At 71.4% G+C, this 26,021-nt stretch carries 23 protein-coding genes; 12 read left to right on the top strand and 11 right to left on the bottom strand.

All coding sequences use genetic code 11. The features are described 5' to 3' along the window. Position 1 precedes the first annotated feature (1 nt). Together ybiA and ilvA are read right to left on the bottom strand one after the other, a co-directional pair. Entirely contained in the window at positions 2-571 is a 570-nt protein-coding gene (ybiA, locus tag SD460_RS41860; RefSeq protein WP_290052363.1) for a riboflavin biosynthesis intermediates N-glycosidase, read from the bottom strand. A 21-nt stretch (positions 572-592) separates the two neighbouring features. After that, positions 593-1,849 (bottom strand): threonine ammonia-lyase IlvA, encoded by a 1,257-nt coding sequence (ilvA, locus tag SD460_RS41855; RefSeq protein WP_290052365.1) that lies wholly within the window; start codon positions 1,847-1,849, stop codon positions 593-595. Between the two features lie 88 nt (positions 1,850-1,937). On the opposite strand from ilvA, the gene SD460_RS41850 reads away from it, so the two are divergent. Genes SD460_RS41850 through SD460_RS41840 form a run of 3 tightly spaced genes read left to right on the top strand, consistent with a single transcriptional unit; the run spans position 1,938 to position 5,129 of the window. Next, entirely contained in the window at positions 1,938-2,426 is a 489-nt protein-coding gene (locus SD460_RS41850) for a SigE family RNA polymerase sigma factor (protein WP_290052367.1), read from the top strand. Beyond that, positions 2,423-3,409, top strand: a complete 987-nt coding sequence (locus SD460_RS41845) for a hypothetical protein (RefSeq protein WP_290052368.1) — start codon at positions 2,423-2,425, stop codon at positions 3,407-3,409. The genes SD460_RS41850 and SD460_RS41845 overlap by 4 nt, the downstream gene beginning before the upstream one ends. A 49-nt stretch (positions 3,410-3,458) precedes the next feature. Next, entirely contained in the window at positions 3,459-5,129 is a 1,671-nt protein-coding gene (locus SD460_RS41840) for a cation:proton antiporter (RefSeq protein WP_290052369.1), read from the top strand. Positions 5,130-5,132: 3 nt separating this feature from the next. Here SD460_RS41840 and SD460_RS41835 read toward each other — a convergent pair whose 3' ends face one another. Beyond that, positions 5,133-6,557, bottom strand: coding sequence for a short-chain fatty acyl-CoA regulator family protein (locus SD460_RS41835; RefSeq protein ID WP_290052371.1), 1,425 nt, complete (start codon positions 6,555-6,557; stop codon positions 5,133-5,135). 228 nt (positions 6,558-6,785) lie between these two features. On the opposite strand from SD460_RS41835, the gene aceA reads away from it, so the two are divergent. Beyond that, positions 6,786-8,066 (top strand): isocitrate lyase, encoded by a 1,281-nt coding sequence (gene aceA / locus SD460_RS41830; protein WP_290052374.1) that lies wholly within the window; start codon positions 6,786-6,788, stop codon positions 8,064-8,066. Between the two features lie 95 nt (positions 8,067-8,161). Next, on the top strand, positions 8,162-9,769 hold the full coding sequence (gene aceB / locus SD460_RS41825; protein WP_290052375.1) for a malate synthase A: 1,608 nt from the start codon (positions 8,162-8,164) through the stop codon (positions 9,767-9,769). A 114-nt stretch (positions 9,770-9,883) separates the two neighbouring features. Here aceB and SD460_RS41820 read toward each other — a convergent pair whose 3' ends face one another. Continuing rightward, positions 9,884-13,462 (bottom strand): S8 family peptidase, encoded by a 3,579-nt coding sequence (locus tag SD460_RS41820; protein ID WP_318307596.1) that lies wholly within the window; start codon positions 13,460-13,462, stop codon positions 9,884-9,886. 143 nt (positions 13,463-13,605) lie between these two features. Between SD460_RS41820 and SD460_RS41815 the strand changes: the two genes are divergently transcribed. Together SD460_RS41815 and SD460_RS41810 are read left to right on the top strand one after the other, a co-directional pair. Then, on the top strand, positions 13,606-14,097 hold the full coding sequence (locus tag SD460_RS41815; RefSeq protein ID WP_290052377.1) for a SigE family RNA polymerase sigma factor: 492 nt from the start codon (positions 13,606-13,608) through the stop codon (positions 14,095-14,097). Positions 14,098-14,107: 10 nt separating this feature from the next. Continuing rightward, positions 14,108-14,968 carry a hypothetical protein gene (locus tag SD460_RS41810; RefSeq protein WP_318307595.1) on the top strand — a complete coding sequence of 287 codons (861 nt, stop codon included), beginning with the start codon at positions 14,108-14,110 and terminating at the stop codon, positions 14,966-14,968. Here SD460_RS41810 and SD460_RS41805 read toward each other — a convergent pair. Continuing rightward, positions 14,959-15,492, bottom strand: a complete 534-nt coding sequence (locus SD460_RS41805) for a TetR/AcrR family transcriptional regulator (RefSeq protein WP_290051865.1) — start codon at positions 15,490-15,492, stop codon at positions 14,959-14,961. The two genes, SD460_RS41810 and SD460_RS41805, sit on opposite strands and share 10 nt — an antisense overlap. A 90-nt stretch (positions 15,493-15,582) precedes the next feature. On the opposite strand from SD460_RS41805, the gene SD460_RS41800 reads away from it, so the two are divergent. The 3 genes from SD460_RS41800 (at position 15,583) to SD460_RS41790 (ending at position 17,126) form a co-directional block, all read left to right on the top strand. Continuing rightward, positions 15,583-16,041, top strand: coding sequence for a nuclear transport factor 2 family protein (locus SD460_RS41800; RefSeq protein WP_318307594.1), 459 nt, complete (start codon positions 15,583-15,585; stop codon positions 16,039-16,041). 56 nt (positions 16,042-16,097) lie between these two features. Further along, complete coding sequence (locus SD460_RS41795; protein WP_318307593.1) at positions 16,098-16,880, top strand: class I SAM-dependent methyltransferase; 783 nt, start codon at positions 16,098-16,100, stop codon at positions 16,878-16,880. Positions 16,881-16,997: 117 nt separating this feature from the next. Next, entirely contained in the window at positions 16,998-17,126 is a 129-nt protein-coding gene (locus tag SD460_RS41790) for a hypothetical protein (protein WP_290051861.1), read from the top strand. 12 nt (positions 17,127-17,138) lie between these two features. Here the strand turns inward: SD460_RS41790 and SD460_RS41785 are convergent, their stop codons facing one another. After that, the gene (locus SD460_RS41785) at positions 17,139-18,416 is read right to left on the bottom strand and encodes a glycosyltransferase family 4 protein (RefSeq protein WP_290051860.1); all 1,278 of its coding nucleotides are present in this window, start codon (positions 18,414-18,416) and stop codon (positions 17,139-17,141) included. A gap of 112 nt (positions 18,417-18,528) precedes the next feature. Between SD460_RS41785 and SD460_RS41780 the strand changes: the two genes are divergently transcribed. Further along, on the top strand, positions 18,529-20,292 hold the full coding sequence (locus tag SD460_RS41780; RefSeq protein WP_290051858.1) for a glycoside hydrolase family 2 protein: 1,764 nt from the start codon (positions 18,529-18,531) through the stop codon (positions 20,290-20,292). Between the two features lie 27 nt (positions 20,293-20,319). On the opposite strand, the gene SD460_RS41775 is transcribed toward SD460_RS41780, so the two are convergent. Then, on the bottom strand, positions 20,320-21,435 hold the full coding sequence (locus SD460_RS41775) for an ROK family transcriptional regulator (RefSeq protein WP_318307592.1): 1,116 nt from the start codon (positions 21,433-21,435) through the stop codon (positions 20,320-20,322). Between the two features lie 87 nt (positions 21,436-21,522). On the opposite strand from SD460_RS41775, the gene SD460_RS41770 reads away from it, so the two are divergent. Next, positions 21,523-22,752: a YbiU family protein gene (locus SD460_RS41770; protein WP_290051854.1), complete on the top strand. Its 1,230-nt coding sequence runs from the start codon at positions 21,523-21,525 to the stop codon at positions 22,750-22,752. A 49-nt stretch (positions 22,753-22,801) separates the two neighbouring features. Here the strand turns inward: SD460_RS41770 and SD460_RS41765 are convergent, their stop codons facing one another. The 4 genes from SD460_RS41765 to SD460_RS41750 all read right to left on the bottom strand — a co-directional run bounded on the left by SD460_RS41765 (position 22,802) and on the right by SD460_RS41750 (position 26,003). Then, positions 22,802-23,011, bottom strand: a complete 210-nt coding sequence (locus SD460_RS41765) for a hypothetical protein (RefSeq protein WP_290051853.1) — start codon at positions 23,009-23,011, stop codon at positions 22,802-22,804. 218 nt (positions 23,012-23,229) lie between these two features. Beyond that, the gene (locus tag SD460_RS41760) at positions 23,230-23,718 is read right to left on the bottom strand and encodes a glutathione peroxidase (RefSeq protein WP_290051852.1); all 489 of its coding nucleotides are present in this window, start codon (positions 23,716-23,718) and stop codon (positions 23,230-23,232) included. Positions 23,719-23,727: 9 nt separating this feature from the next. After that, positions 23,728-25,233 carry a 1,4-alpha-glucan branching protein domain-containing protein gene (locus SD460_RS41755; protein ID WP_290051851.1) on the bottom strand — a complete coding sequence of 502 codons (1,506 nt, stop codon included), beginning with the start codon at positions 25,231-25,233 and terminating at the stop codon, positions 23,728-23,730. Further along, positions 25,230-26,003, bottom strand: a complete 774-nt coding sequence (locus SD460_RS41750; protein WP_290051850.1) for a class I SAM-dependent methyltransferase — start codon at positions 26,001-26,003, stop codon at positions 25,230-25,232. The genes SD460_RS41755 and SD460_RS41750 overlap by 4 nt, the downstream gene beginning before the upstream one ends. Positions 26,004-26,021: the final 18 nt, after the last annotated feature.

Here is a 26,021-nt window from a genome sequence, read left to right as displayed (position 1 = left end):
GTCAGATACGGGCGCGCAGCTGCTCGCGGACCTCCATCAGCGCGAAGCCGAGCAGGTTCAGCCCGCGCCAGTAGTCCGGCTTGGTCGCGTTCTTCTCCTCGCGGGCGAGGCCCGAGCCCCAGATGAGGTCCTTCTTCGACGCCTCGACGATGACCGCGTCGCCGGTGCCGAGCAGGAAGCGCCGCAGGTCGCGGTGTTGCCGGAATTTGGCCAGGTTGCCGTCGACGGCGATGTCGAAGCGGTGGCGCTCCCAGACGGCGGCGTCGAAGCCGGCGACCTCTCGGCCGAGCACCTTCGCCGTCTTCGGGTCGGGCGCCGACCGGATCAGCTCCGCCTTCTCGTGGTCGCCGAACAGGTCGGCCTTGGCGGCCATCATGTAGTGCTCGGCCGTCGGGTAGCTGACGCCGTTGTCCTCGAACGGGTCGAGCCACCACTGGCTCAGGCAGCTCGCCGTCAACCGCCCGGACGTCGAGGGCGCGTGCCCGTAGAACAGCAGGTATTCGGGCTCCGCACCCTCGTGGACCTTTTCGCGCAACGCCTCGACACTGCGGATCCCGTCGACCTTCACCATCCGCCTAGTGGACCACAACCCTCAGAGCAGGAAGTGGAACAGGGGGCTGCCCGGCTCGATCCGCTCCACCTGCAGCGGGCTCGCGGCCATCCGCACCAGCAGTCCGGGCAGGTCGGACGGCCGCGCGATCTCGACACCGACCAGCGCCGGGCCCATCTCGCGGTTCGTGCGCTTGACGTACTCGAAGCGCGTGATGTCGTCCTCGGGGCCGAGCACCTGCTCGAGGAACCGCCGCAGCGCGCCCGGCTCCTGCGGGAAGCCGACCAGGAAGTAGTGCTTCAGCCCTTCGTGCATCAGCGAGCGTTCGAGGATCTCGCTGTAGCGGCTGACGTCGTTGTTGCCGCCGGAGACCACGACGACGACCGTCTGGCCCGGCTCGACCTGGACCACGGACCCGAGCGAAGCCGCGGCCAGCGCGCCTGCGGGCTCGGCGATGATGCCGTCGGACTGGTACATCGCGAGCATCTCGGTGCAGATCGCGCCCTCGGCGACCGCGGTCAGCTCGGCACCGCTGTCGCGGATCAGCGGGTAAGTGACCGCGCCGGCTTCGCGCACCGCGGCGCCGTCGACGAACGTGTCGAGCTCCGGCAGCCGGACCGGGTGGCCGGCGGACAGCGCCGCCGCCATGCACGCCGCGCCCGCGGGCTCGACGCCGACGACCCGGACGTCCGGGTGCCGTTCGCGCAGCCAGCTGCCGACGCCGGCGAGCAGCCCGCCGCCGCCGACCGGGACGACCACGACGTCGGGGACGAAGCCGAGCTGCTCGATCACCTCGGACGCGACCGTGCCCTGGCCGGCGACCGTGCGGACGTCGTCGAACGCCGGTACCAGCGTCGCGCCCGTGCGCTGGGCGTCCTCGTTGGCCGCGGCGAAGGCGTCTTCGTACGTTTCGCCGACGACGATGACCTCGATGTGCGCACCGCCGAGCGTCGCGATGCGCTCGCGCTTCTGCCGCGGCGTGGTGCCCGGGACGTACACGCGGCCGTTCGCGCCGAGCCGCCGGCACGCGTACGCGACGCCCTGGGCGTGGTTGCCCGCGCTGGCGCAGACGACCCCGAGGGCGCGGGTGGCTTCGTCGAGCTGGACGATGAAGTTGTAGGCGCCGCGGATCTTGTACGACCGGACGGTCTGCAGGTCTTCGCGCTTCACCCAGACCTGGGCGTCCACCCGGGACGACAGCCGCGCGCTGGGCTCCAGCGGCGTCCGGGTCACCACCCCGGCCAGCCGCTCGGCGGCCGTTTCGATGGTCGCCGCGGTCACCGTGTCGATGTCGTGCACCCCGATGAATCTACGACTCGCGCGTCCCGGGCAACCTGCCGGGCTCCCGGGCGCATCAAAGGGGTGACGAACAGGATGGGGGACGCCGGTGGACGACTTCACCGAGTACGTGACCGCCCGCGCGGGCTGGCTGCGCAAGGTCGCGTACTTGCTCTGCGGCGACTGGCACCGGGCCGACGACCTGGTGCAGTCGGCGATCACCAGGCTCTACGCGAACTGGCCACGGGCTTCGCGGGCGGACAACCTGGACGGCTACGCGCGCCGGACGCTGGTCAACACGTTCCTCGCCGAACAGCGGACGTCGTGGTGGAAGCGGGTGGACCTGCGCGGCACCGAGCACGAGCGGCCCGCGCCCGGATCGGACGTCGAAGCGGCGCTCGACCTGCGGGCCGCGCTGGACCGGCTGCCCGCCCGGCAACGCGCGACCGTCGTCCTCCGCTACTTCGGCGACCTGCCGGTCGCGGAGACCGCGCGGGCGCTCGGCTGTTCCGAAGGCACCGTCAAGAGCCAGACCTCGAAGGCCGTGGAGACGCTCCGCGAGCTGCTGGGCGAACCGATCCGGGAGGGACGAGCATGACCGACCACGAGCTGGCCACCAAGCTGAAGGAACTCGCCGACGTGCCTGCCCCGCCGCCGCGACTCGACCTCGACCGGGCGCGCCGGATCGGGGGACGACGCCGACGCGCGCGGACGACCGCGCTGGTCGTGGGCTGCGCCGCGGTCGTGACCGCCGGCGGGCTGACGGCGGTGTCGGTGTTCCGGGCCGATCCCGCGCCCGCGCCGCCGGCCGTCCAGCAGCAGCCGCAGCCCCAGTCCATCGCGCCGGCACCCACCGACAACCCGCTGGTGGCGAAGGCGAGCTTCGGCTGGCTCCCGGAGGAGGTCACCGGCGTCGAGTACGCCGCGGGCGGGCACGGCGACACCGCGCTGGCCATCGGCCGCGGTGAGCTGCCCCCGATGTTGTGGCTCACGGTCTCGGACCAGGAGCCGGCCCCGCCGCGGGATCTGAGCGGCGAGCCGAAGTCGATCCCCCAGCGCGTGGGCGGCCGCGACGGCCACTGGGTGACGGCGGACGCGAACGACCCCCTCAACCACGGCGACAGCTACCTGCGCTGGCCGACCGCCGACGGCCGCTGGGCGCAGTTGCACACCTACTACCTCGCCCGGCCCGACCTGCAGCAGGCGCTGGTGCGGGTGGCCGAAGAGGCGACGTTCGCGAACCGGGGCGTGCCGCTGCCGCTGCGCATCTCGAGCCTGCCGCCGTCGTTCCACCTGTCCGACGCCTACACGTCGCGGCGCCCGGACCAGGACCGCGTGCCCTGGAAGCTGGTGCTGCAGTACTCGGCGAACGGTGCGCTGGTCACGATCAACGTCGCCCCGCCGGGCGCCACGAGCAAGGACGGCCTCGGCGTGCCCAAGTGCGTGAAGAAGAACGGGCTGGAGGCCTGCGTCTCGATCGACAAGGAACAGGCCGCGGGCATCACGCCCAAAGAGCTCCTGAGCCGGATCACCCTGCTGGGACTCGACGAAACGAAGTGGACCCCGCACGTGATCGGCTGACCGGCCGGTCCCGAGTGGACGGTGGGCGGCGATCTGCCAGGGTGGGTGCGTGACGGAACTGCTCGTCGTGCTCGTGACCGGCTTCCTCGTGATCGCCGCCGCCACCGTCGTCGGTCCGCGGCTGGGGGTCGCCGCGCCGCTCGTGCTGGTGGTGCTCGGGGTGGCCGCGAGCCTGCTGCCCCTGTTCTCCTCGGCGCACATCGAGCCCGAGTGGATCCTCGAAGGCGTCCTGCCGCCGCTGCTCTACTCGGCCGCGGTGTCGATGCCCGCGATGAACTTCCGGCGGGAGTTCGGCGCGATCAGCGGGCTGTCGGTGCTGCTCGTAGTGGGCAGTTCGCTGGTGCTCGGCCTGTTCTTCGCGCTGGTCCTGCCCGATCTCGGATTCGCGTGGGGCGTCGCGCTCGGCGCGATCATCAGCCCGACCGACGCCGTCGCGACATCGATCGTGAAGCAGACGTCGTCGTCCCAGCGCGTCGTGGCGATCCTCGACGGGGAGAGCCTGCTCAACGACGCGACCGCGCTGGTCGTGCTGCGGACGGCGATCGTCGCGACGGCCGCGTCGTTCTCCTTCTGGGGCGCGCTCGGCACGTTCGCCTACTCGGTCGCCGTCGCGGGCGTGCTGGGCTGGGCCGTGGGACGGCTCAACCTGCTGATCCGGCGGCGCGTGACCGACTCGACCGTCAACACGGTCATTTCGTTCGCGGTCCCGTTCGCCGCTTCCCTGCCTGCCACGCTGCTCGGGGCGTCCGGCTTGGTGGCGGCGGTGGTCGCGGGCCTGGTCACGGGCATCCGCGCACCGCGGGAGCTCTCGCCGCGCAACCGCCTGTCCGACGCGCAGAACTGGCGGACGGTGGAGCTCGTCCTCGAGGGCGCGGTGTTCCTGACCATGGGCCTGCAGATCAAGGCCATCGTGGCGAACGTGCAGCACGACCACGGCGGGGTCGGCGCCGCCGTGGTCGTCGCGGCCATCGCGCTCGCGCTGACCGTGCTGGTGCGCGCGGCCTACGTCGCCCCGCTGCTCAAGTACCTGATCGCGCGGGTCCGGCACGGCGAACGCCTGCAGCCCCGGCTGCAGGACATGTCGGAGCGGATGAGCACGCCGGAAGGCAAGCAGCGGGCGTTCGAGGCGGCCAACTCGCGCGGGCGCAAGGTGTCGGAGCGGGACCTCGACCGGTTTTCGACCAGGGTCACGCGGGGGCTGGCCACCGTCGAGTACTTCCTGCGTCAACCGCTCGGGTGGCGCGAAGGCGTCGTCGTCGTGTGGGCGGGCATGCGCGGCGCGGTGACCGTGGCCGCGGCGCAGACCCTGCCCGAGGACACCCCGCAACGCTCGGCGCTCGTGCTCATCGCGTTCGCCGTGGCGATCCTGTCGCTGCTGCTGCAGGGCGGCACGATCGGCTGGCTGCTGCGCCGGCTTTCGCCGAAAATCGACCAGGCCGCCGCCGCGAAGCAGGCCGAGGCCGAGCGGACCCAGATCTTCGAGCTGCTGCGTTCGAGCGTGGAAGACGTCCCGAAGCCGCCGAAGCGCGAAGGCGATCCGGTCCAGGCGGACTTCGACGCGGCGATGCGCTACCAGCTGACGATCCTGGACAAGCAGCGCACCGCCCTGCTCGACGCCCGCGACAACGGCACGTTCGACGCCGACGTCCTGGCGAACGCGCTGGTCAACCTGGACGCGACGCAGATCGCGCTCGAGATGCGCGGCAAGCCGGCTGACTGATCGTCACCCCTTCGGCACGGCCGGGTAGGGGACGAACGTGCTGGTGTTCTCGTCCACGGTCAGCTGCTTGCCGATCGTCGGGAACGCGCGTTGCGAGCACGCCGGGCGTTCGCAGACTTTGCAGCCCATCCCGATCGGCGTCGCCGCGGCGGGCTCGTCCAGGTCCAGGCCCGTCGAGTAGACGAGCCGGCCCGCGTGGCGGAGTTCGCAGCCCAGTCCCACGGTGAACGTCTTGCCGGGGCTGCCGTAGCCGCCGATGTTGCGCGAGATCGTGCGCGCGATCCAGAAGTAGCTTTTGCCGTCGGGCAGGGTCGCGATCTGGGTGAGGATCTTGCCCGGCTGGGTGAACGCCTCGTAGATGTTCCACAGCGGGCAGGCCCCGCCGACGCGGGAGAAGTGGAACCCGGCCGCGGACTGCCGCTTCGACATGTTCCCGGCCCGGTCCACCCGCACGAACGAGAACGGCACCCCGCGCTGCTTCGGACGCTGCAACGTGGACAGCCGGTGGCACACGGTCTCGAAGCCGACGCCGAAGTGGTCGCAGAGCCGCTCGATGTCGTAGCGGAACCGTTCGGCCGTCGCCAGGAACGGCCCGTAGGGCAGGATCAGCGCCCCGGCGAAGTAGTTCGCCAGGCCGACGCGGCCGAGCGAGCGCGCGGCCGGGCCGGAGAACGCCCACGAGTCGGCCAGCTCGGTGATCAGGTCGTCGTACTCGAGCAGCGCGATCTGCGATGCCATCCGGAACGCCTGCTGCCCGACCCGCAGGCTCGGCGCCAGTCGCAGCACCCGCGTCACCGGCTCGTAGCGGTGCTGCTGACCGGCGGATTCGTCGAGGCCGTCGCTGGTCACCTCGACGCCGTAGCGCTGCCAAAGCCGTTCCTTCAGCGAGCCCAGTACCTGACCGCGCTGCAGCGGGATCTCCGCGGCCATCTTCTCGGCGCGTTCGTCCAGCTCGGCGACGTAGTTCTCGCGCTCGTAGAAGAAGTCGCGGACCTCCTCGTGCGGCAGCGGCGCGGCGGCGCTGCCGTGCAGGCCCAGGCCGTTTTCCGTGGTCAGCGCGGCGGTGCTCTCGACGGCGTTGCGGTAGCTGCGGTGCAGCTTGACCAGCGCCTGCGCGATGGCCGGCAGGTTCGTGGCCAGGTCGTTGAGCTCGCCGGTGGTGACGTCGACGCCGAGCACCTCGTCGAGCAGCGCTTCCTTGACGTCGGCGACCAGCCGGGAGGTGTCGTTGTTGGCGAAGAACTCGGTGTCGACGCCGAAGGCCTGCGTGATCCGCAGCAGCACGGGGACGGTCAGCGGACGCGAGTTGTGCTCGATCTGGTTGAGGTAGCTGGGTGAGATCTCCAGCACACGGGCCAGGTCGGCCTGGCTCATCGAGCGGCTTTCGCGGAGGTGCCGCAACCGCGCGCCGGCGAAAGTCTTCTCCATTCGAGCCCTCCTTCCCGGAAGGTTTCCGGCCCTGAACGGTTACGTGAACGGTCAAGAACGCGGATTTTCGATCACTTGCGAACCGGACGATTCGCAACCTTTGCAAAGAGCGTACGTACCCTTCGCACAAATTGGCAAATTGGCCAACTGGACTGGATTTCCCCTGGCGTGTGAGGGTCAGACCAGGCAAGGCGAGCAATCGCAAACTTCGCAACACCGGGAGTACCGATGACGGAACAGGCCAAGCAGGCGGCCGCGGAGCTGGCGGCGCAGTGGGCGAACGACCCCCGCTGGGCGGGCGTGCAGCGCTCCTACTCGGCTGAGGACGTCGTCAAGCTGCGCGGCAGCGTGGTCGAGGAGCACACCCTGGCGCGCCGCGGCGCGGAGAAGCTGTGGAACCTCCTGCACACCGAGGACTACGTTCACGCGCTCGGCGCCCTCACCGGCAACCAGGCCGTCCAGCAGGTCCGCGCGGGCCTGCAGGCCATCTACCTGTCCGGCTGGCAGGTCGCGGCCGACGCCAACCTGTCCGGCCAGACCTACCCGGACCAGAGCCTCTACCCGGCCAACTCGGTCCCGGCCGTGGTCCGCCGCATCAACAACGCGCTGGGCCGCGCCGACCAGATCAACTGGGCCGAAGGCAACACGGACATCGACTGGTTCGCCCCGATCGTCGCCGACGCCGAGGCCGGCTTCGGTGGCCCGCTCAACGCGTTCGAGCTGATGAAGGGCATGATCGCCGCCGGCGCCGCGGGCGTGCACTGGGAAGACCAGCTCGCGTCCGAGAAGAAGTGCGGCCACCTCGGCGGCAAGGTCCTCATCCCGACCAAGCAGCACGAGCGCACGCTGAACGCCGCCCGCCTCGCCGCGGACGTGCTGAACGTGCCGTCGCTGATCGTCGCCCGCACCGACGCGCAGGCCGCGACGCTGCTGACCAGCGACGTCGACGAGCGCGACCAGCAGTTCCTCACCGGCGGCCGCACCGCCGAGGGCTTCTACGAGGTCACCAACGGCATCGACCCCTGCATCGAGCGCGGTCTGGCCTACGCCCAGTACGCCGACCTGCTCTGGATGGAGACCTCGGAGCCCGACCTCGAGGTGGCGCGCAAGTACGCCGAGGCGATCAAGGCGAAGTTCCCGGACCAGATGCTGGCCTACAACTGCTCGCCGTCGTTCAACTGGAAGAAGCACCTGGACGACGCGACGATCGCGAAGTTCCAGCGCGAGCTCGGCCACATGGGCTACAAGTTCCAGTTCATCACGCTGGCCGGCTTCCACGCGCTGAACTACTCGATGTTCGACCTGGCGCACGGCTACGCCCGCGAGGGCATGACCGCCTACGTCGAGCTGCAGGAGCGCGAGTTCGCTTCGGAGAGCCGCGGCTACACCGCCACCAAGCACCAGCGCGAGGTCGGCACCGGCTACTTCGACAACGTCGCGACGGCGCTGAACCCGGAGAGCTCGACCACCGCGCTCAAGGGCTCCACCGAAGAAGCCCAGTTCCACTGATCCCGGCCGCGGCCTGACGACGTCACCCCCCTCGTCGTCGTCAGGCCGCGTCCCTCCCTTCTTTTCCTTCCCTGCACAGCTCGTGGAGGCACCCCATGGTTGATCGGCTGAACTACCGCATCGAGGTCACCGGGCCGGTCGAGGGCCGGGCCGCGGAGATCCTGACCCCGGCGGCACTCGACTTCCTGGCCAAGCTGGACAACACGTTCGCCGGTCGCCGGCGCGAGCTGCTCGACGCCCGCCGCGTGCGGCGCGAGGAACTGCAGTCCGGCGAGAAGCCGCTCGGCTTCCTGCCCGAGACGCGCCGGATCCGCGACGACGAGTCGTGGCACGTCGCGCCGACGGCGCCGGGCCTCGAAGACCGCCGCGTCGAGATCACCGGCCCGACCGACCGCAAGATGACGGTCAACGCGCTGAACTCCGGCGCGAAGGTGTGGCTGGCGGACTTCGAGGACGCGACGTCGCCGACGTGGCACAACGTCATCGACGGCCAGATCAACCTCTTCGACGCGATCCGCCGCAACATCGACTTCACCACCGAGGCCGGCAAGCGGTACACCATCGGCGAAGAGCCCGCGACGATCGTCGCGCGTCCCCGCGGCTGGCACCTGGTGGAGAAGCACATCCGCATCGACGGCCGCCCGGTTTCGGCGAGCCTGGTCGACTTCGGCCTGTACTTCTTCCACAACGCGCGCCAGCTGGTCGCCCGCGGCGTCGGCCCGTACTTCTACCTGCCGAAGCTGGAGAACCACCTCGAAGCGCGGCTGTGGAACGACGTCTTCCTGATGGCGCAGCGCGAGCTGGGCATTCCTCGCGGAACGATCCGCGCCACCGTGCTGATCGAGACGATCACCGCCGCGTTCGAGATGGACGAGATCCTCTACGAGCTGCGCGAGCACGCGGCGGGTCTCAACGCCGGCCGCTGGGACTACATCTTCAGCCTGATCAAGAACTTCGCCGCGCACGGCGCCGACTTCGTGCTGCCGGACCGTGCGCAGGTCACCATGACCGTGCCGTTCATGCGGGCGTACACCGAGCTGCTGGTGAGCACCTGCCACAAGCGCGGCGCGCACGCCATCGGCGGCATGGCCGCGTTCATCCCGAGCAAGGACCCTTCGGTCAACGAGATCGCCGCCGAGAAGGTCCGGGCCGACAAGGAACGCGAGGCCGGCGACGGTTTCGACGGGTCGTGGGTCGCGCACCCGGGACTGGTCCCGATCTGCCGCGAGGTCTTCGACGACGTGCTGGGCGGCTGGCCGAACCAGCTCGGCAAGCTGCGTGAGGACGTCCACGTCACCGCCGAGGACCTGCTCGACGTGGCCAGCGCCGGCGGCGAGGTCACCGAAGCGGGCGTGCGCGCGAACATCAACGTGGCGCTTCGGTACGTCGACGCGTGGCTGCGCGGCACCGGCGCCGCGGCGATCCACAACCTGATGGAGGACGCGGCCACCGCGGAGATCGCGCGCTGCCAGGTCTGGCAGTGGATCCGCAACGGCACGAAGCTCGAAGACGGCACGGCGCTGACCCGCGAGCTGGCGGTCGAATTCCTGGACGAAGAACTCGCGTCGGTGCGCGCGGAGCTGGGTGCGGGCAACCGCCTCGACGACGCGTACGAGATCTTCACCGAAACCGCGCTGGGCGAGAAGCTGCCGAGCTTCCTCACCACGGGTGCCTACGCGCGGTACCTCACGGACGCCCGGTAGCAGGGCCCCGCCCGCCCCTACCTGACGAGGGGCGGGCGGATTCCACACTGTTGGGATGGTGTGGTCCGGACCGGCCCGGCGACGGTGGCTCCCCGTCGCCGGGCCGGTTCACGTTCAGCCCACTGCGTAGGCCCGGATCACCGTCTGCCGCACGGTGTTCCCGCGGTCGTCGCCGGCGCTCGCGCGCAGCGAGACGAACCCGGCCGCCGGGTTCCGCACCGCGACCGTCCAGTGGTCCCCGGTCCGGAGCACCGGCGCGGGCTGCCAGGTGCGGCCGTCGTCGGTGGACGTCTCGACGGTCAGCTTCGTTCCGCTGCCACCGCCTTGCCGCTCGACGAACGCCGGGAACGTGAAGACCCGGTTCGCCGGCGCACTGTTGCGCACGTCGACCGCCGGGTCGAACCGGGCGGTCAGCAAGGGAAGGGCCTGGCCGTCCGCGGCCGCCGAAGAGCGGAACGCCCACTCCGCGGTGACGTCCGTCCACAGAGGCCAAAAGTCGGTGTGCCGGTGGGCCTCGGCGGTGAGCCGGTACGCACCGTCGGCGTCCGGCACCGGGATCGTCGCCAGCGTCGGTTCCCCCGACGGCTCCACGGGGATCGCGACGCCGTCCTTGGTCAGGGTCACCGACCCCGTGTCGCCGATGCCGGACTCGGGCTTGCGCGGACGCCCGGCGGCGTCACCGAACAGCGGCAGCCAGAGGTCGAAGACGCCGTCCTTGCGCCACGCCCACGGCCGCGGCGGCTCACCCAAGTGCGTCGCGGTCAGCCCGCGCAGTGTCGGTCCGGCCACCGCTTTGTTCCAGCTCAGCTGGTACTTGCGCCCGGCGGCGACGTCGAGCTGCTCGGACAGCTCGCCGCGGAAACCGCCCGTCCACAGCGTGTCCCACTTGCCGGGGGAGTAGTACTCGACGCGTTCCTGTTGCGCGGCAACGGGTTGGGTGTAGCCGTACCCGACCATTCGGCCGAAGAACTCCCGCCCGGCGACGTACCGGACCTCGCCGGGCGCGTTGTCGTGGTAGGCCGTGCGCACTTCGGCGAGGTCGCGGGTTTTCGGCCGTTGCACGCGCGGAGCCGTCACCTGGCCTTCGACGCCGTCGGCGAGTTCGTAGCGGAAGCGCGGCGACGGCCGGCTGACCACTGTCGCCGAGCCGCGGCCCGTCTTCGCCAGCTCCATGAACCGCTGCGCGGTGACGCTGACCCCGCCCCACACCACCGGCAGGTGCAGTGCCGGCAGGCCGCCGCCGAGGACGGTGGTCCTCGTGGTGCCGCTGTCGACCGCGACCACGCCGAGTTTCGCGCCGGCGTTCTCGACGTTCACCAGCCGCCGGTACGCCTCGTCGACCCGGATGCCGAGCGGCAGCCGGACGACGACGAGTTTGCCCCGCGCGTCGATCCCGGCGAGGTCCTCGGGAGTGCCCTCGCCGCCGAACACGACCGGGAGCGTGCTGGTTCCCTCCCGAGCGGCCGACTCGAGCCAGACGCCCCGGACGGCGAACGGCTGCCCGTCGTCCGCGGTCACTTCCAGGTCCGGCTCGGTGGCCCGGCGTTCCTGGCTGAAGGCGAAGGTCGCCGACGACGTACCCGGGACGGTCGCGGCGAACGCCTCTTCGAAGCGCGGGTCGAGGTCGAAGCTGTTGGCGAAGACGCACGTGCAGCTCGTGATCCGGCTGAGCCGCTCGATGCTCTGGGTGCCGCCGCGCGCGGCCGGGTTGTCCGGCTCCAGCGACACCGGCTTGCCGTCACGCGCGTCCATGGTCTGCGTGAGCGAGTGGTCGAGGACCAGTTCGGGGTGGGTGATGAAGCTGTAGGACGGCTCCCGGCCCGGTCGCGGCGTCTCGATGACGCTGTTGACGACGTAGCGGCCGCGCGGCAGCCGGAACGTGCCCGGTTCGCCCTGGGTGAGCGTGCCGGTGTCCAGGTCGACGATCGTCACCGGCGGGTAGCCCGTCGGCGCCCACGGGTGGCCGTCGCGGTTCACCAGGCCGACGGTCAGGTCGTAGGACTCCGCTTCCTGCCGCATCGACACCGCGGTCCGCGTCGTGACGCCGTCGCCGCTCGCGGTCAGGACACCGGAGCGCGTACCCGGATTTCCATCCTGCGCGGTGAAAGTCAGCTCGACGGGGGTGCTCCCGCCGGCGGGAACGGTGACGCTCGGCGGGAAGCTGACGCCTCCGACGGACGCGCCCAGCGTCAGCGTGACCGGGGTGGCGCCGGAGTTGTACCAGGTGACGGTCGCTTTCGCGGTCGTTCCGCGGTTGGGCCACGGGAGGTACGCCGACGCGCTGCCGGTGGCGGTGACCGCGGTGGTCGTGGCGCGGGCGACGTCGACACGGCCGGTGCCGACCGCGGCCGGGCCGGCGTCGACCGGGGTGGCGGTGCTGGTCAGGGCCGCTTTGAGGCGGTCGGCGGTCCAGTCCGGGTGCTGCTGGGCCAGGATCGCGGCCGAGCCCGCGACGTGCGGCGTCGCCATCGACGTCCCGTCCAGCGCCTGGTAGCCGCCGCCGGGCCAGGCCGCGGTGATCGCTTCGCCGGGTGCCGCGACGTCCGGCTTCGCGGCGCCGTCACCGGTTCGCGGGCCACGGCTGGAGAACGGGCTGAGGAGGTCCTTTTTGGACACACTGGCCACGGCGAGCGCGCTGTCGGCCGCGGCCGGGGTCGAGACGGTTTCGTCCTGACCGAAGTTGCCCGCGGCGATGACGAAGAGCGTGCCGTACTGCCGGGTCAGCGTGTTCACGGCTTCGGACATCGGATCGGTCCCGTCGGACGGGCCGCCGCCGAGGCTCATGCTCACGACGCGGGCGTGCGCTTCGGTCACCGCCCACTGCATGCCGGCCAGGACCGTGTCGAGCGTGCCGTCGCCGGAGTCGTCGAGGACCTTGCCGACGGCCAACGATGCGTCCGGCGCCACGCCCTTGTACTTGCCACCGGAAGCGGCACCGGAGCCGGCGATCGTCGAGGCCACGTGCGTGCCGTGTCCCTGGCCGTCTTCGGCGCTGCCCTTGCCGGTGAAGTCCTTGCTCACGGCCACGCGGCCGGCCAGGTCCGGGTGCGTGCCGTCGATCCCGGTGTCGAGCACCGCGACGGGCACCCCGCGCCCGGTCAGGCCCGCCTGCCACGCCGTCGGCGCGCCGATCTGCGGCACGCTCTGGTCGAGGCTCGCGCGCACCTTCGCGTTCAGCCACACCTTCGCGTCGCCCGCCGCGAGCGTGGCGGGTTCCGCGGCGAGCCGGTTCCAGAACGCCGCGGCGCCGGACTTCGGCTCGTCGAGCGCGGTGTAGCCGAGCACGGAAGTCCGCGCGGCGACGCCGGTCCTCGCCGTCAGCGCCGGGCCCGCCTGGCGGACCAGCAGCGGCACGTGCGGGGTGCGTGCGTCGTCGTAGCCCTGCCGCAGCAGGCCGGTGACGTTGAACAGCTGCTCGTCGAGCCGTCCGGCGCGGACCAGTCCGGCGGCGTCGCCGGGCAGGACGTACTGGTCGCCGTGGCGGACGTACCGCTGGAACGGCACCGGCCGGTCGCGGCGGGCGGGCAGTACGCGGACGTCCGCGCCGCCGACCAGCACCTGATCGCCGGTGACCAGCGTGATCTTCGTCGGCGTGATGGACGGCCGGTCCACTGGAGCGGCCGCCGCGCCGGGTGCGGTCAGCACACCCGCGGCCAGTGCCACCGCGACGACCGCGGTGATCGGTTTCCTCATGGGATGGTTCCTCACTGTCGGAGTCCCTTCGGCTCGTGGAACGGGCCCGGCGCGCCCGCGGGTTGCCCGGATTTCGATCTCGGAGCAACCCCGGGGGCCGCGCACCCCGTTCGACAGGGTGTGGGGGCGACGAGGAGGAATCGGTGAAACGGTCCGAAGAAGCGGGGTACCGCGACTACGTGACGGCGCGAATGGAAGTCATGCGCCGCACGGCCTACCTGCTGTGCCGGGACTGGCACCTGGCCGACGACCTGGTGTCGATCACCATCGGCAAGCTGTACCGGCACTGGCCGCGGGCCCGGCAGGTCGAGCACCTCGACGCCTACGTGCGCCGGATCCTCGTGCGGACGTGGCTGGACGAGAAGGCCAGGGCGTGGCGGCGCGAGGAACCGGCGGAAACCCTGCCGGAGCCGCCGGTGCTGCCCACCGACGACGTCGTCGAGCGGCTCGGTCTGCTGGAGCTGCTGGACGCGTTGCCGCCGCGGCGCCGGGCCGCGGTGGTGCTGCGCTACTACTGCGACCTGTCCGTCGAGGAGACGGCCGAGGTCCTCGAGTGTTCACCCGGAACCGTGAAGAGCCAGACCGCGCGCGGGCTCGACTCGCTGCGCGCGCTCGTCGCCGCGAGCCAGAGCTGAAGGAGGCGCCATGAGCAAGGAACAGTTCGACGTGGCGATCGGCGTCGTGCCGCCGTCCACAGTGGACGTCGAAGCGGTGCTGGACCGCGAACGCCGCCGGGCGCGGGTGCGCCGCGTGGCGAACCCGTGGACCGCCGCGGCCGCGGGCGTGGCGGCGGTCGCCGTCGGCGCGGCGGTGGTGTTCGTGCCCGGCGGGGAGCCCGCGCCGGTGCTCGTGCCGCCGGCGGCGAGCAAGCCGCCGTCGGAGAATCCCTGTGCCGATCCGCCCTTCCCACCGCAGACCGGCGCACCGATCCCGGAGACTTCGGCGGCCGCGTCGAGCCGGCTCACCACGGTGCTGACGGCCGCGGTCCAGCAGCGGCTGGCCGCCGGCTCGACGCTCGGTCCCCACGAACACGGCGTCTACCCGAAGGGTGTCGCGCACGGTCCGCTGGAGTTCTTCCACGTGTTTTCGGCGCCGGTTCCCTTCGAAGGGGCGTGCAGCGGGGGCGAGGACTACTTCTTGTCGTGGGCCACGACGGCGAAGGGGGAGCTCAAGGGCAACGTCATGGCAGTCGTCACCCGGATCGGCGGGAACGCGACGCCCAGCACCGAATGCACTCCGCCGCCCGAGCGCACCGAGGGTTCGTGCCGGCGCCGGACCGGGCCGCACGGCGAGACGATCATCGAGAGCACGTTCACCCAGCCCGGCGGCCCGACGGTGAACGAATCGGACGTCACCAAACCCGACGGCACCGGCATCATCCTCCAGGCGGAGAACGTCGCGGGGGACGCGAAGCGGGGCGGCGCGCCCGACATGCCGTCGCCGCCGCTGAGCCTCGCGCAACTCACGGAGATCGCGCTCGACCCGGGACTGACGCTCTACCCCTGAGCGGCCAGCAGCACCTTCGCGGCTTCGCCGGCCGTGCTCGCCTCGCCCGGATCACCGGTGATCGCGGCGAGCACGGTCGCGCCTTCGACCAGCGTGAACAGCTGGTCGGCGAGCCTGTGGTCGGAAATCAGACCACGCAGGTACGCCCGCACCTCGTCCTTGTGCAGCCGGATCGCGGCGGCGACGCCGGGTGCCGGCTCGCCGAACTCGCCGAAGGAGTTGACGAACGCGCAGCCGCGGAAGCCGGGCTCGGCGAACCAGTTCCCGAGCCAGTCGAAGACGGCGAGCGGGTCGTCGCCGCGGGCGTGGACGAAATCGCGCAACGACTTCCGCCACCGCTCGTCCCGGCGCCGCAGGTAGGCCTCGACCAGGTCGGTCTTCGCCGGGAAGCACTGGTAGAGCCGCTTGAGCGAGACGCCGGAGCGCGCACGGACGGCGTCCATCCCGACCGCTTGCACACCGTGCGCGTAGAAGAGGTCTTCGGCGGCTTCGAGCAGCCGGTCGGTCGCTTCCGTGGAATTCATGACACCTGCCACTGGCGCGGAGAATGAGCGTTCTCTAGGGTAGCGGATACGCCGGGGAACGCACGTTCTCCGCGTCCGGAAGGAGCTGCCATGACCCCGCGCCCCCCGTTCCCGCCGTTCGACGAGGACACCGCCCGGCAGAAGGTCCAGGCCGCCGAAGACGCGTGGAACACCCGGGATCCGGAGCGGGTCTCGCTCGCGTACACGGAGGATTCGGTGTGGCGGAATCGCGACCAGCACGTCGTCGGGCGCGCCCGGATCGTCGAGTTCCTCACCGCGAAGTGGGAGCGCGAGCTGGACTACGCGCTGCGCAAGGAGCTGTGGAGCTTTACCGGCAACCGCATCGCCGTCCGGTTCCAGTACGAGTCCCGCACCGCCGGGGGCCAGTGGTTCCGCAGCTACGGCAACGAGCTGTGGGAGTTCAGCGACGAGGGCCTGATGCGACGGCGCGAGGCGAGCATCAACGACGTCCCGATCGAGGAATCGGACCGTCGCATCTTCGGCCCGCGCCCGGAGTCCGAACACGGCGTCCTGCTGCCGGTCTTCTAGGTCCGCCTTCAGCGGAACCGGCCCCTGACCCGCCGCGCGACGGGCATGGTCGAAAAATGACCACACCGGCGTTCGGCGGCGAAGTGAGCGACTTCTACCAGCGATTTCGCCGCGGCTACCCAGCCGAAGTGGCGGACGAGCTGGCCGCGGCGTTCGCGCTGAGTCAGGTCCAGGACGTCGTCCTCGACCTCGGCTGCGGCACCGGCCAGCTCACCCGCGCCCTGGCACCCCACGCGAGGGCGGTCCTCGGCATGGACCCGGAACCGGCGATGCTCGACCAGGCCCGCCGGGCGACGTCGCTGCCGAACATCAGCTGGCTGCTCGGCGCGGACACCGAGGTCAGCGCGCTGTTGCCGATTATCGGCCACGGCCGTCTCGCCGCGGTGACGGTCGCGCAGGCGCTGCACTGGATGGACCACGAACGGCTGTTCGCGGCCGCGCGCCCGCTCCTGCGCCCAGGCGGCGGCATCGCGGTGGTGACGAACGGCGTGCCTCTGTGGCTCCAGGACACCGCGTGGTCGGCCGCCGTGCGGGACGTCGTTGCGGCGTACCTGGGGACACCGCCGCACCGCACGTGCGGCACGGACGAGGCAAGCCAGCAGCGGTACGCGACGGCGCTCGCGGCCGCCGGATACGCCGTCGACCAGCGGGTTGTCGAATACGCGACAACGCTGACCGTCGAGGAGATCGTCGGTGGCGTTTTTTCGGCCATGAGCCCCGAGCAGCTGCCGGCCCCGGACGCGCGACCGGCGTTCACCGCCCGCGTCCGGACGGCGCTGGCCCCGCACGGCCCACTCCGCGAGGCTGTCCGGGTGCGCATTCTCCTGGGAACCCGCTGACCGGTCACTGTACGCGATTGCGTAGACACCCCTACTGTTCCGCTTATTGTTTGCCCGGGGAGCGGCGCGGATGCTCGCTGCGAGGCGCCCGTCGCGGCGTCGCCCCGAGGAGTCACCATGACCAGCAAGGTGGGAACGGCCGTCGCCGCCCTCTTCGTCGTGTTGTCGTTTTCCTACGGCGCCGCGGTGACCCCGGCCGGTCCCGCTGCCGGGCAGCCGGACTGCCTCCGCATCTGCCGCTTCTGAGCGGTCCGCTACCTACAGTTCCGGGATCCCGGCCGCGACCGGCTCGAACGCGTTGCCGGTGGCGATCTTCGGCCGCGGCAGCTCCACCGGTTCGGCCGGCTTGGCCCGCCGGTAGACGTCGGCGGTCGCCTCGGCGATCCGGCCCCAATCGAAGTCCGCGGCCAGCCGGGACTGCGCCGCCTTCGCCCGCTTCGCCGCGGCCGGCGCGTCGCTGAGCACCGCCGTCACGGCATTGGTCAATTCCGCGACATCGCCCGGACTGAACGCCAGCCCGGTCTCGCCGTGCACCACGACCTCGCCGAGCCCACCGGCGGTCGAGGCCACCAGCGGCGCCTTCGCGGCCGCGGCCTCCAGCGCGACGATCCCGAACGGCTCGTACCGGCTGGGCAGCACGACAGCGTCGGCGGCCGCCAGCGCCGCTCGCAGGTCGCGGTCGGAGAGGTGCCCGACGAAGTCGACCGCGCGCCGCACCCGCAGCTTCCGCGACTGTTCGACCAGCTCGTCGAAGTGTCGTCCTTTTCCGGCAACGACCACGCGCGTCCCGGGGTGACGACGCCGGATCCGGGGGAGCGCGGCGAGCAGGTCCTGCACGCCCTTCTCCCACTCGAGTCGTCCGAAATAGAGCAACAGCGGCGCCCCGGCCGGGCTGTAGACCTCCCGGGCGCGGGCGATCTCCTTCGCCGGTACCTGCCAGCCGCGTTCCTCGATGCCGTTGTGGATCACCGTGACATCGGCGGCCTCGACCTCGAAGAGGTACGCGACCTCGCGGCGCATGGCCTGCGAGCAGGTGATCAACGCGTCGGCGCGGTTGGCCAGCCACCACTCGACGGAGTGCACCTGCTGGTTCAGCGGGTGCGACAGCCAGCCGGAGTGCCGGCCGGCTTCGGTCGCGTGGATGGTGCCGACCAGCGGCACGCGCGCGGCCTCGGCGATCGCGATCGCCGGGTGCGCGACCAGCCAGTCGTGCGCGTGGACGACGTCGGGCTGCCAGGTCCGCAGCAGGTCCTGCGCGGCGCGGATCATGGCGTGCCCCATGGCCAGCGTCCAGGCGACGAGGTCCCGCTCGAACGTCACGTGCATCGGGTCTTCGGCGACCCGCACGATCCGCACGCCCTCGACGACGCGGTCGGTACGCGGGTGCGTCCCGGCGTCGGTGCCGGCGGCGTGACGGCAGAGCACCACGACCTCGTGGCCCTGGCGCACCAGGTGGGTGGCGAGCGCGTGCACGTGCCGGGCCAGGCCTCCGATGGCCACTGGCGGGTACTCCCACGACAGCATCAGCACACGCATGCGCAGAGGTTACTCGCGAGTCAGAACACCCCGGCGCGCCCGTGCTCGCGAAGTGTTCACATGTGATCCCGATCACTGGCGAGCGCGGCGAACTCTGCCACCATCGACCGGGATGACTCCTCCCGAGGGCACCGGCTGGCGCCGGCTCGACCCGCCCCTCCCAACCCCGTGGAGCGGCGACGTCGCTCCGGACAACGCGCTGCCCGAGTATCCGCGGCCCCAGCTGACCCGGCCCCGCTGGCTGAACCTGAACGGCGTCTGGGAGTACGCGGGCTGGCCGTCGTCGTCGGACGAACCACGGCCGTCCGGGTACGCCGAGCGGATCCTGGTGCCGTTCCCACCGGAGTCGGCGTTGTCCGGAATTGGACGACGCGACGAAGTCTGCTGGTACCGGCGGCTCTTCGAGGTCCCGCCCGACTGGGCTGGGTCACGGGTCCTCCTGCACTTCGGCGCGGTCGACCAGACGGCGAAGGTGTGGGTCAACAACCAGCTCGTCGCGACGCACGAAGGCGGCTACACGGCGTTCAGCGCGGACATCACCGACGTCCTGCGCGCCTCGGGGCCGCAGGAGCTGACCGTGCGGGCCGAGGACCGCACCGACATCGAGCCCTTCCCGGTCGGCAAGCAGCGCAACGCCCCCGGCGGCATCTGCTACACGCCGTCGTCCGGAATCTGGCAAACGGTCTGGCTGGAGCCGGTGCCCGACCACCGCGTCGACCGCCTCGATCTGACCCCGGACCTAACGGGCGTGACGGTGTTCCCGCAGGTCACCGGCGGCGCCGAGGTCGTTGTCGTTATTTCGGCAAACGGCGCCGAGGTGGCACGCGCGTCGGGGACGGCCGGGACGTCGGTGCGTGTAGACGTTCCGTCGCCGCGCCTCTGGACCCCCGACGACCCGCACCTCTACGAGCTGCACGTCGAGCTCCGCGACCAGCGCGGCGCGCTCCTCGACGAGGTCGGCGGTTACGCAGGCTTGCGGACGATCGGCCTGGTCCCGGACGAGCAGGGTCGCCCGCGGATTGCCCTCAACGGTCGTGTCACTTTTTTGCACGGACCGCTGGACCAGGGCTATTGGCCGGACGGCATCTCGACCGCGCCCACCGATGAAGCCCTGCGCTTCGACCTGGAGAAGACGAAGGAGCTGGGCTTCAACTTCGTCCGCAAGCACGTCAAGGTGGAGCCGGCCCGCTGGTACTTCTGGGCCGACACGCTGGGCTTGGTCGTCTGGCAGGACATGCCGTCGCTGACGGTGTCGTTCGACGGCCCGCCCGGCATCGCGCCGGACCCCGTCCCGCGGGCGCGGGAGCTGTTCGAGGCGGAACTGATCAAAATGATCACCCAGTTGCGGGCGGTCCCGTCGATCGTCGGCTGGGTGCCGTTCAACGAGGGCTGGGGCGAGTTCGACACCGCCCGTGTCGCGGAAATGGTCAAAGCCCTCGACCCTACGCGCTTGGTGATCGCGAACAGCGGCGTCAACTGCTGCTTCTCCCGCCCGGACACCGGCGCGGGCGACGTCTACGACGACCACACCTACGTCGGCCCGGGCGACCCCTCGGTCGACGACGCCCGAGCGATCGTCGACGGCGAGTACGGCGGCCTCGGCCTGATCCTCGACGACCACCGCTGGCCCGGCCCGCCGAACGCGTACGAAATGACGCCGACGCGGGAGCGCCTCACCGAGCGCTACGCGGAAGTGAGCGCGGCCCTCGAGCGCGTGGTGGCGGAGCGCGGGTTGTCCGGTGCCATCTACACCCAGACGACCGATGTCGAAAACGAGGTCAACGGCCTGCTGACGTACGACCGCCAAGTGGTCAAAGCGGACCCGGCAGTGGTCGCGAAGTGCGTCAGGGCGGTGATCGAGACGGGCTCGCGCTGACCCGCATTCTGCTGGTCAGCGGCGTGGTCAACTTTCGGCAACCGCTCTGATCAGACCGTCGCGCCCGTGGTCGAGTGCCGACAGCAGCGCGCCGCGCAGCGCCGCCGAGTCCGTCACCTCACCGGCTTCGACCCGGACCGGGCCGGGCGTCATCGCGCGGACCGTTCGCCGGATTTCGGCAACGAGGTCCGCCCGGCTCCCGGCCGGCCCGCCCAGCAGCACGAGGTCCGGGTCGACGATGGTGCAGATCGCGGCCACGGCCCGCCCGAGCGTCGCACCGAGCAGCCGTAGCCGTTCCGCGGCGACGGCGTCCTCGGCGGCCCGGTCGAGCGTGGTCGAAATTTCGCCAACGTCCAGCGACGGCGCGTCCGGCCGGCCGAACCCCTGGTCGGAGAGGGCGGCAGCCAGCGTCGTCCCGGAGCTGTCCAGGTACCCGATTTCACCCGCCAGCCCGTGCGCGCCCCGGACGAGCTGGTCGCCGACGTAGAGACTGACGCCGAGCCCCGCGCCGACGTAGACGTAAGCGAAGCTCTTCGCCTCCCGTGCGGCGCCCTCCCGTCGTTCGGCGAGCGCCGAAAAGTTGACGTCGTTGTCGAGCAGCACCCCACTCCCGACGTCGCCGGCCCGGAGCCTGCCCTCGGGGAACGGCGACCCCGGCAGCGCGACGACTTCGTGCGTGACCGGGTCCACCGGGTTGGCCACCGAGATCGCGGTCGCCCGCACCGGGCCCGTCCCGGCAGCGCTCGCGGCGGCGACGGCCGCCCGGACGGCGGCGGTGATCGGCCGGCCGGCCGGCGCGTGCCGCTCGGTGGCCAGGACGGCGCCGGTCAGATCGGTCGTCACCGTGCGGATGCCCTGCTGGTTCACCTCCGCAGCGACGACGCGACCGGCGTCGGCGGCCAGCTCGTAGAACGTGGCGATCCGGCCGCGGCGGCCGGTCTGGTCGGTGCCGGTGGCCCGCAGCGCTCCGGCCGTCTCCAGTCGCCGGACGGACTCCGAGATCGTCGGCTTCGAGATCCCGGTGGCCGCGGCGAGCTCGGCGCGCGTGGTCCGGCCGTGGACGAAGACCTGGTCGAGCACCGCGCGGTCGGTCATGGCCCGCAGCATCGCCAGGCGTGGGAGCGGCCGGTCGGGGTCGGACATCGCACCTCTTGTGGCGGGGAAGGAACTGGGGCTACCGTAGCCGGGACATTCTAGTAAGGAGTCCTAACCAAAAATGGAGGACGCCGGATGACCACCACCGAGCTGCCCGCGAACATGGCCGAGGCCGTCACGCGGACCAAACACGAGCTGCGCGCCCGGATCGGCGACGTCGCCGGCGCGTTCGCCGGGGTCCGGGACTGGATGCGCCGGGAGGTCGACGCCGTCGCCGCCGACCGGGACGCCTTTCCCGTCGTCCGTTTTCGCGACATCGCCGAAAACAACGTGCCGGGCCGGACGCTCGACGCGATCCGGCGCCGCGGCTGCGCCGTCGTCAAAGGCACCTTCACCCGCGAAGCGGCCGAGACCTGGGACGCCGAGCTCGCCGCCTACCTCGCGGACAACGACTTCTCCGGCACCTATCAGGGACCGGCCGACGACGTTTTCGCCGGGCTCGCCTCCGGCCAGCCGCAGATCTACCCCGTGTACTGGTCGAAGCCGCAGATCCAAGCGCGCCAGCACGAGCACATGGTCGCCGTCCGGCGGTTCCTGAACTCTTTCTGGCGGCACGAGTCCGAGGGCCGCGTCTGGTTCGACCCCGATCGCGACACGGCCTACCCCGACCGCATCCGCCGCCGAGCGCCCGGCTCGGCGTCGCTCGGCCTGTCCGCCCACACCGACTCCGGCTCGGTCGAACGCTGGCTGCTGCCCGCCTACCAGCGGGTCTTCCGGCACGTCTTCGACGGCGACTGGCGCGCCTACGACCCGTGGGACGGCGCCCACCGCACGGAAGTCGACGAATACCCGTCGACGGTGATGTGCTCGGCCTTCCGCACTTTCCAGGGCTGGACCGCGTTGTCGGAAATGCGACAAGGCGACGGCGTGCTGCACGTGGTGCCGATCCCGTCGGCGATCGCGTACGTCCTGCTCCGCGCGCTCCAGGACGACATCCCCGACGACGACCTCTGCGGCGCGGCCAACGGACAAGCGTTGCCGGTCAACGACAAGTACCACGACGACCTGCTGCCGGCGCTGACGTCGATCCCCGACGTGGAGCCGGGCGACACGGTCTGGTGGCACGGCGACGTCGTTCACGCGGTCGCCGACGGCACCAATCCGGATCGGTGGGGAAACGTCATGTACATCCCGGCGAGCCCGCATTGCCCGAAGAACGCGGCGTACGCCGAGAAATGCGGCCGCGCGTTCCTGACCGGCGCGAGCCCCGGCGATTTCGCGCCCGAAGACTACGAAGTGAACTGGACCGGCCGGGCCACGATCGACGACCTCAGCGCCGTCGGCCGCGACCAGCTCGGGCTGTGAACGGGTGCCGCGCCGGGGCGGAGGCCGTCGCCCCGGCGCGGCGGGCCCGCTACAGGTGCAACCAGAGGTGCAGGCCCAGCACGTGGACGTGCCCGTGGTGATGGTGGTGCCCGACGCACAGCAGCAGGCAGTGGCGGGCCTGCACGTCCGTGGTGGACCCCGGCGCGGCCGACGCGGTCCCCACCGCGGGGCCGGCCAGCAGCAGCCCGAGTGCCACGGGGAACGCGGCCAGCGCGGCCCGGCGTCTGGAGGTGGTCATGAAAGGGTCCCTTCTCCCGCACGTCGACGCCGAAATGGCGTCGTGAAAAGTATTCGGTGCGGTGAGGGGAAAACGGCAGGCTGATCACCCGCGATCCGCCCGTCCGGATCACGACAACCATTTTCGGTTGCGTTTGCGTGATACCCGAACGGCCGCTGTTTCCCGCCGATCCGGTGAATCCCGGCGACGGCGGGGGACCGGCGTCCCCCGCCGCTGTGTCAGGCCGGAAGCGCCGCCTCGATGGCCTTGACGACGGTCTCGTCTTCGGGCTCGGTGCGCGGCCGGAACCGCGCCAGGACCTCGCCGTCCGCGCCGACCAGGAACTTCTCGAAGTTCCACTGGACGTCGCCCGCGGCGCCCTCGGCGTCGGCGTTCTTGGTCAGCTCCGCGTAGAGCGGGTGCTGTCCCTCGCCGTTGACGTCGATCTTCTCGAACAGCGGGAACGTGACGCCGTAGGTCGTCGAGCAGAACGTCTGGATCTCGTCCGCGCTCCCCGGCTCCTGCCCGGCGAACTGGTTGCACGGAAAACCGACGACCGAGAAGCCTTGGCCGCCGAAGCGCTCCTGCAGCCGCTCGAGGCCGGAGTACTGCGGGGTCAGGCCGCACTTCGACGCGACGTTGACCACGAGCAGGGCCTTGCCGGCGAGAGAGCCCAGCGAGCTGTCCTGGCCGTCGAGGGTCTTGACCGGAATTTCGTGGATGCCCATGGGTCCCTTTCAGTCGTGCTTCAGCGCCCGGGCGTCGAGGTGCCCGAACGGTCCGTCGTCGGCGCGGTAGGCGGCGGCGAGTTCCGCCGCCCGCGCGCGGTCGCCGCGGCGCAGCAACCCGGCCAGCGCGTCGAAGCGCTCGGTGTGCACCGCCGCGCGGCGCCGGGCGTAATCCGCGGCGGAGTCCTTGGTGACCATGAACGCCCAGTCGCTTTGCAGCGCCAGCATCGCCTCGGCCACGGCCTGGTCGGCGACGGTGTCCCGGGCCGTTGTCGCCAAATCGGCAACGAGGTCGAGCAGCCGACGCTGGAGCGCCGCGTTGGCCTCGACCATGTCCTTGACCTGCTCGCCGTCCCAGACGCGCCAGTCCTTGCCCGAGCCCCACGACGACGCCGGCAGGTCGATCGGCTCACCGACGTGGCCGGCCTCGATCGCGCCTTTCAGCGTCGTCACCCGGACGCCGGCCTCGGGCAGCGCCCGCAGCACGCCTTCCAGCCAGGCCGGCCCTTCGTGCCACCAGTGCCCGAACAGCTCCGTGTCGTACGCGGCGACCACGAGCGCCTCACGCCCGTGGTGCGCCTTCAACGAACGCAGTCGCGTCACGACCGTTTCGACGAAGTCCTTGACGTGCCCCTGCAGCACGTCCGCGGCGAGCGCCGGGTCGTACGGCGCCTTGTCCTGCGGCTCGACCGTCTTGCCGGTGACCCGGGCCGCCTTCAGCCCGACTTCGTGCTGCCAGGTGTGGAAGTCGCGGTATGCGGCGTGCCCGGGGTAGCTGGCCTTCGGCGACCAGACGCGGTAGGTGACTTCGAGGTCTCGTCCGAAACTGACCACGTCGCTCGTCCCGACCGGCCGCGCGGCCCAGGTCTCGCCGCGTAGCGACGGCCCGTCGACCATGAACCGCCGCACGCCGGCGGCGGCGTAGTCGTTTTCCATGCCAGGCGCGTAACCGCACTCCGGTGCCCAGATCGCCTCGGGCCGCGACCCGAGCCGCAGCGCCGTGTCGGCGAGCCCGGCGTTCAGCGCGAACTCGCGCACCCGAGGGTCCAGCAGCGGCTGGAACGGGTGGGCGAGCGGGCCGCCGAGCAGCTCGATGGTCGAATTTTCGACCAGAGAGCGGAGGATGGGCGAGAAGCCATGCCGCCAGCGCGTGCCCAGCTCGTCGGCGGCGCGGACCGCGGTCCGGTGCTCGGCCGCCGCGAGCTCGCGCAGCAGCGGGTCGCCGCGCCACAACGTCGCCGCGTGCTGGGCGCGCAGCTGCCAGTGGCCTAGCCAGTCGTGGAACGCGCGGATGCTGTACGGGTCGTCGAGCTGCGCGGCGAGCACCGGCGTCACGCCCAGCGTCAGCACGTCCCGGCGCCCTTCGGCGGCGAACCGCTCGAGCAGGTCGACCATCGGCAGGTACGAGTGCGCCCACGCCTGGTACAGCCATTCTTCGCCGACCGGCCAGGTCCCGTGGTGCGGCAGCCACGGCAGGTGGCTGTGCACGACGAGGCAGAACGTCCCCTCGCTCATCGGCGCACCGCCACGGCGATCAGGTCGAGGCTCTCGTCCAGGTCGTCCCCGTGGATGTCGAACCCGGACGCCTCGATCGCGGCGACGTCGGCGAGCAACGCCGCCGGCCAGACGGCCTGGCCAGGCAGCTCGCCCATGACCACGTCGAGCTGGGCGTCGATGATCGAACCGCCGTACCGCTCGTCGAGTGCGCGCACGGCCTCGCCGTGGTGCAGCCCGTGCAGCGTCTCGACCTCGAAGCCGGCGTCGTCGAGCAGGCCGGCCAGCTCGGACGGCGCCAGCTCACGGGTGTGGAACGGGTTCAGCGGCGTGTCGCTGTCCGGCGTGAACGTCAGCCGGTTCGGCGTCGTGACCAGCAGTTTGCCGTTTTTCGGCAAGACCCGCCGGCACTCGGCGAGGAACCCCGCCTGGTCCCACAGGTGCTCGATGACCTGGAAGTTGGCCACAACGTCGACCGCGCCGTCCCGCACCGGCAGGAACGCCAGGTTCGCCCGCGCGACGCCGAGCTCGGGGTAGCGGCGGGCGACGTGCTCGGTGGTCGGCACGTCGTAGTCGAGCGCGAGCACCCGGCGGGCCGTCGTCGCGAGGAGGCTCGCGCCGTAGCCCTCGCCGCAGCCGGCTTCGAGCACCGTCGCGTCCGCGCAGTGGGGCAACAGTGCGGCGTACGCGGCTTCGTGGCGTTTGAACCAGTAGTTCTCCTCGGCGATGCCGGGGACGGTCCGTTCACCGGTGAGGTGCAGCGCTTCGGCCCGGGTGGCTGGGGTGGTCACCTGCGCGACCATAGCGGT

The sequence above is a fragment of the Amycolatopsis solani genome (assembly GCF_033441515.1).
Lineage (GTDB): Bacteria > Actinomycetota > Actinomycetes > Mycobacteriales > Pseudonocardiaceae > Amycolatopsis > Amycolatopsis solani.
The sequence above is the reverse complement of the archived record's forward strand: the minus strand, read 5'-3'. Positions and strand labels throughout refer to the sequence as shown.

What these genes read in the sequence shown, in the direction of transcription:
- SD460_RS41800 (WP_318307594.1), top strand. Translation starts at nt 15,583, where the DNA reads ATGACCCCGCGCCCCCCGTTCCCGCCGTTCGACGAGGACACCGCCCGG.
- SD460_RS41805 (WP_290051865.1), bottom strand. Translation starts at nt 15,492, where the DNA reads ATGAATTCCACGGAAGCGACCGACCGGCTGCTCGAAGCCGCCGAAGAC.
- SD460_RS41845 (WP_290052368.1), top strand. Translation starts at nt 2,423, where the DNA reads ATGACCGACCACGAGCTGGCCACCAAGCTGAAGGAACTCGCCGACGTG.
- SD460_RS41770 (WP_290051854.1), top strand. Translation starts at nt 21,523, where the DNA reads ATGACCACCACCGAGCTGCCCGCGAACATGGCCGAGGCCGTCACGCGG.
- aceB (WP_290052375.1), top strand. Translation starts at nt 8,162, where the DNA reads ATGGTTGATCGGCTGAACTACCGCATCGAGGTCACCGGGCCGGTCGAG.
- SD460_RS41835 (WP_290052371.1), bottom strand. Translation starts at nt 6,557, where the DNA reads ATGGAGAAGACTTTCGCCGGCGCGCGGTTGCGGCACCTCCGCGAAAGC.
- SD460_RS41810 (WP_318307595.1), top strand. Translation starts at nt 14,108, where the DNA reads ATGAGCAAGGAACAGTTCGACGTGGCGATCGGCGTCGTGCCGCCGTCC.
- SD460_RS41820 (WP_318307596.1), bottom strand. Translation starts at nt 13,462, where the DNA reads ATGAGGAAACCGATCACCGCGGTCGTCGCGGTGGCACTGGCCGCGGGT.
- SD460_RS41765 (WP_290051853.1), bottom strand. Translation starts at nt 23,011, where the DNA reads ATGACCACCTCCAGACGCCGGGCCGCGCTGGCCGCGTTCCCCGTGGCA.
- SD460_RS41785 (WP_290051860.1), bottom strand. Translation starts at nt 18,416, where the DNA reads ATGCGTGTGCTGATGCTGTCGTGGGAGTACCCGCCAGTGGCCATCGGA.
- SD460_RS41795 (WP_318307593.1), top strand. Translation starts at nt 16,098, where the DNA reads ATGACCACACCGGCGTTCGGCGGCGAAGTGAGCGACTTCTACCAGCGA.
- SD460_RS41775 (WP_318307592.1), bottom strand. Translation starts at nt 21,435, where the DNA reads ATGTCCGACCCCGACCGGCCGCTCCCACGCCTGGCGATGCTGCGGGCC.
- SD460_RS41760 (WP_290051852.1), bottom strand. Translation starts at nt 23,718, where the DNA reads ATGGGCATCCACGAAATTCCGGTCAAGACCCTCGACGGCCAGGACAGC.
- ybiA (WP_290052363.1), bottom strand. Translation starts at nt 571, where the DNA reads ATGGTGAAGGTCGACGGGATCCGCAGTGTCGAGGCGTTGCGCGAAAAG.
- SD460_RS41790 (WP_290051861.1), top strand. Translation starts at nt 16,998, where the DNA reads ATGACCAGCAAGGTGGGAACGGCCGTCGCCGCCCTCTTCGTCGTGTTG.
- SD460_RS41755 (WP_290051851.1), bottom strand. Translation starts at nt 25,233, where the DNA reads ATGAGCGAGGGGACGTTCTGCCTCGTCGTGCACAGCCACCTGCCGTGG.
- aceA (WP_290052374.1), top strand. Translation starts at nt 6,786, where the DNA reads ATGACGGAACAGGCCAAGCAGGCGGCCGCGGAGCTGGCGGCGCAGTGG.
- SD460_RS41780 (WP_290051858.1), top strand. Translation starts at nt 18,529, where the DNA reads ATGACTCCTCCCGAGGGCACCGGCTGGCGCCGGCTCGACCCGCCCCTC.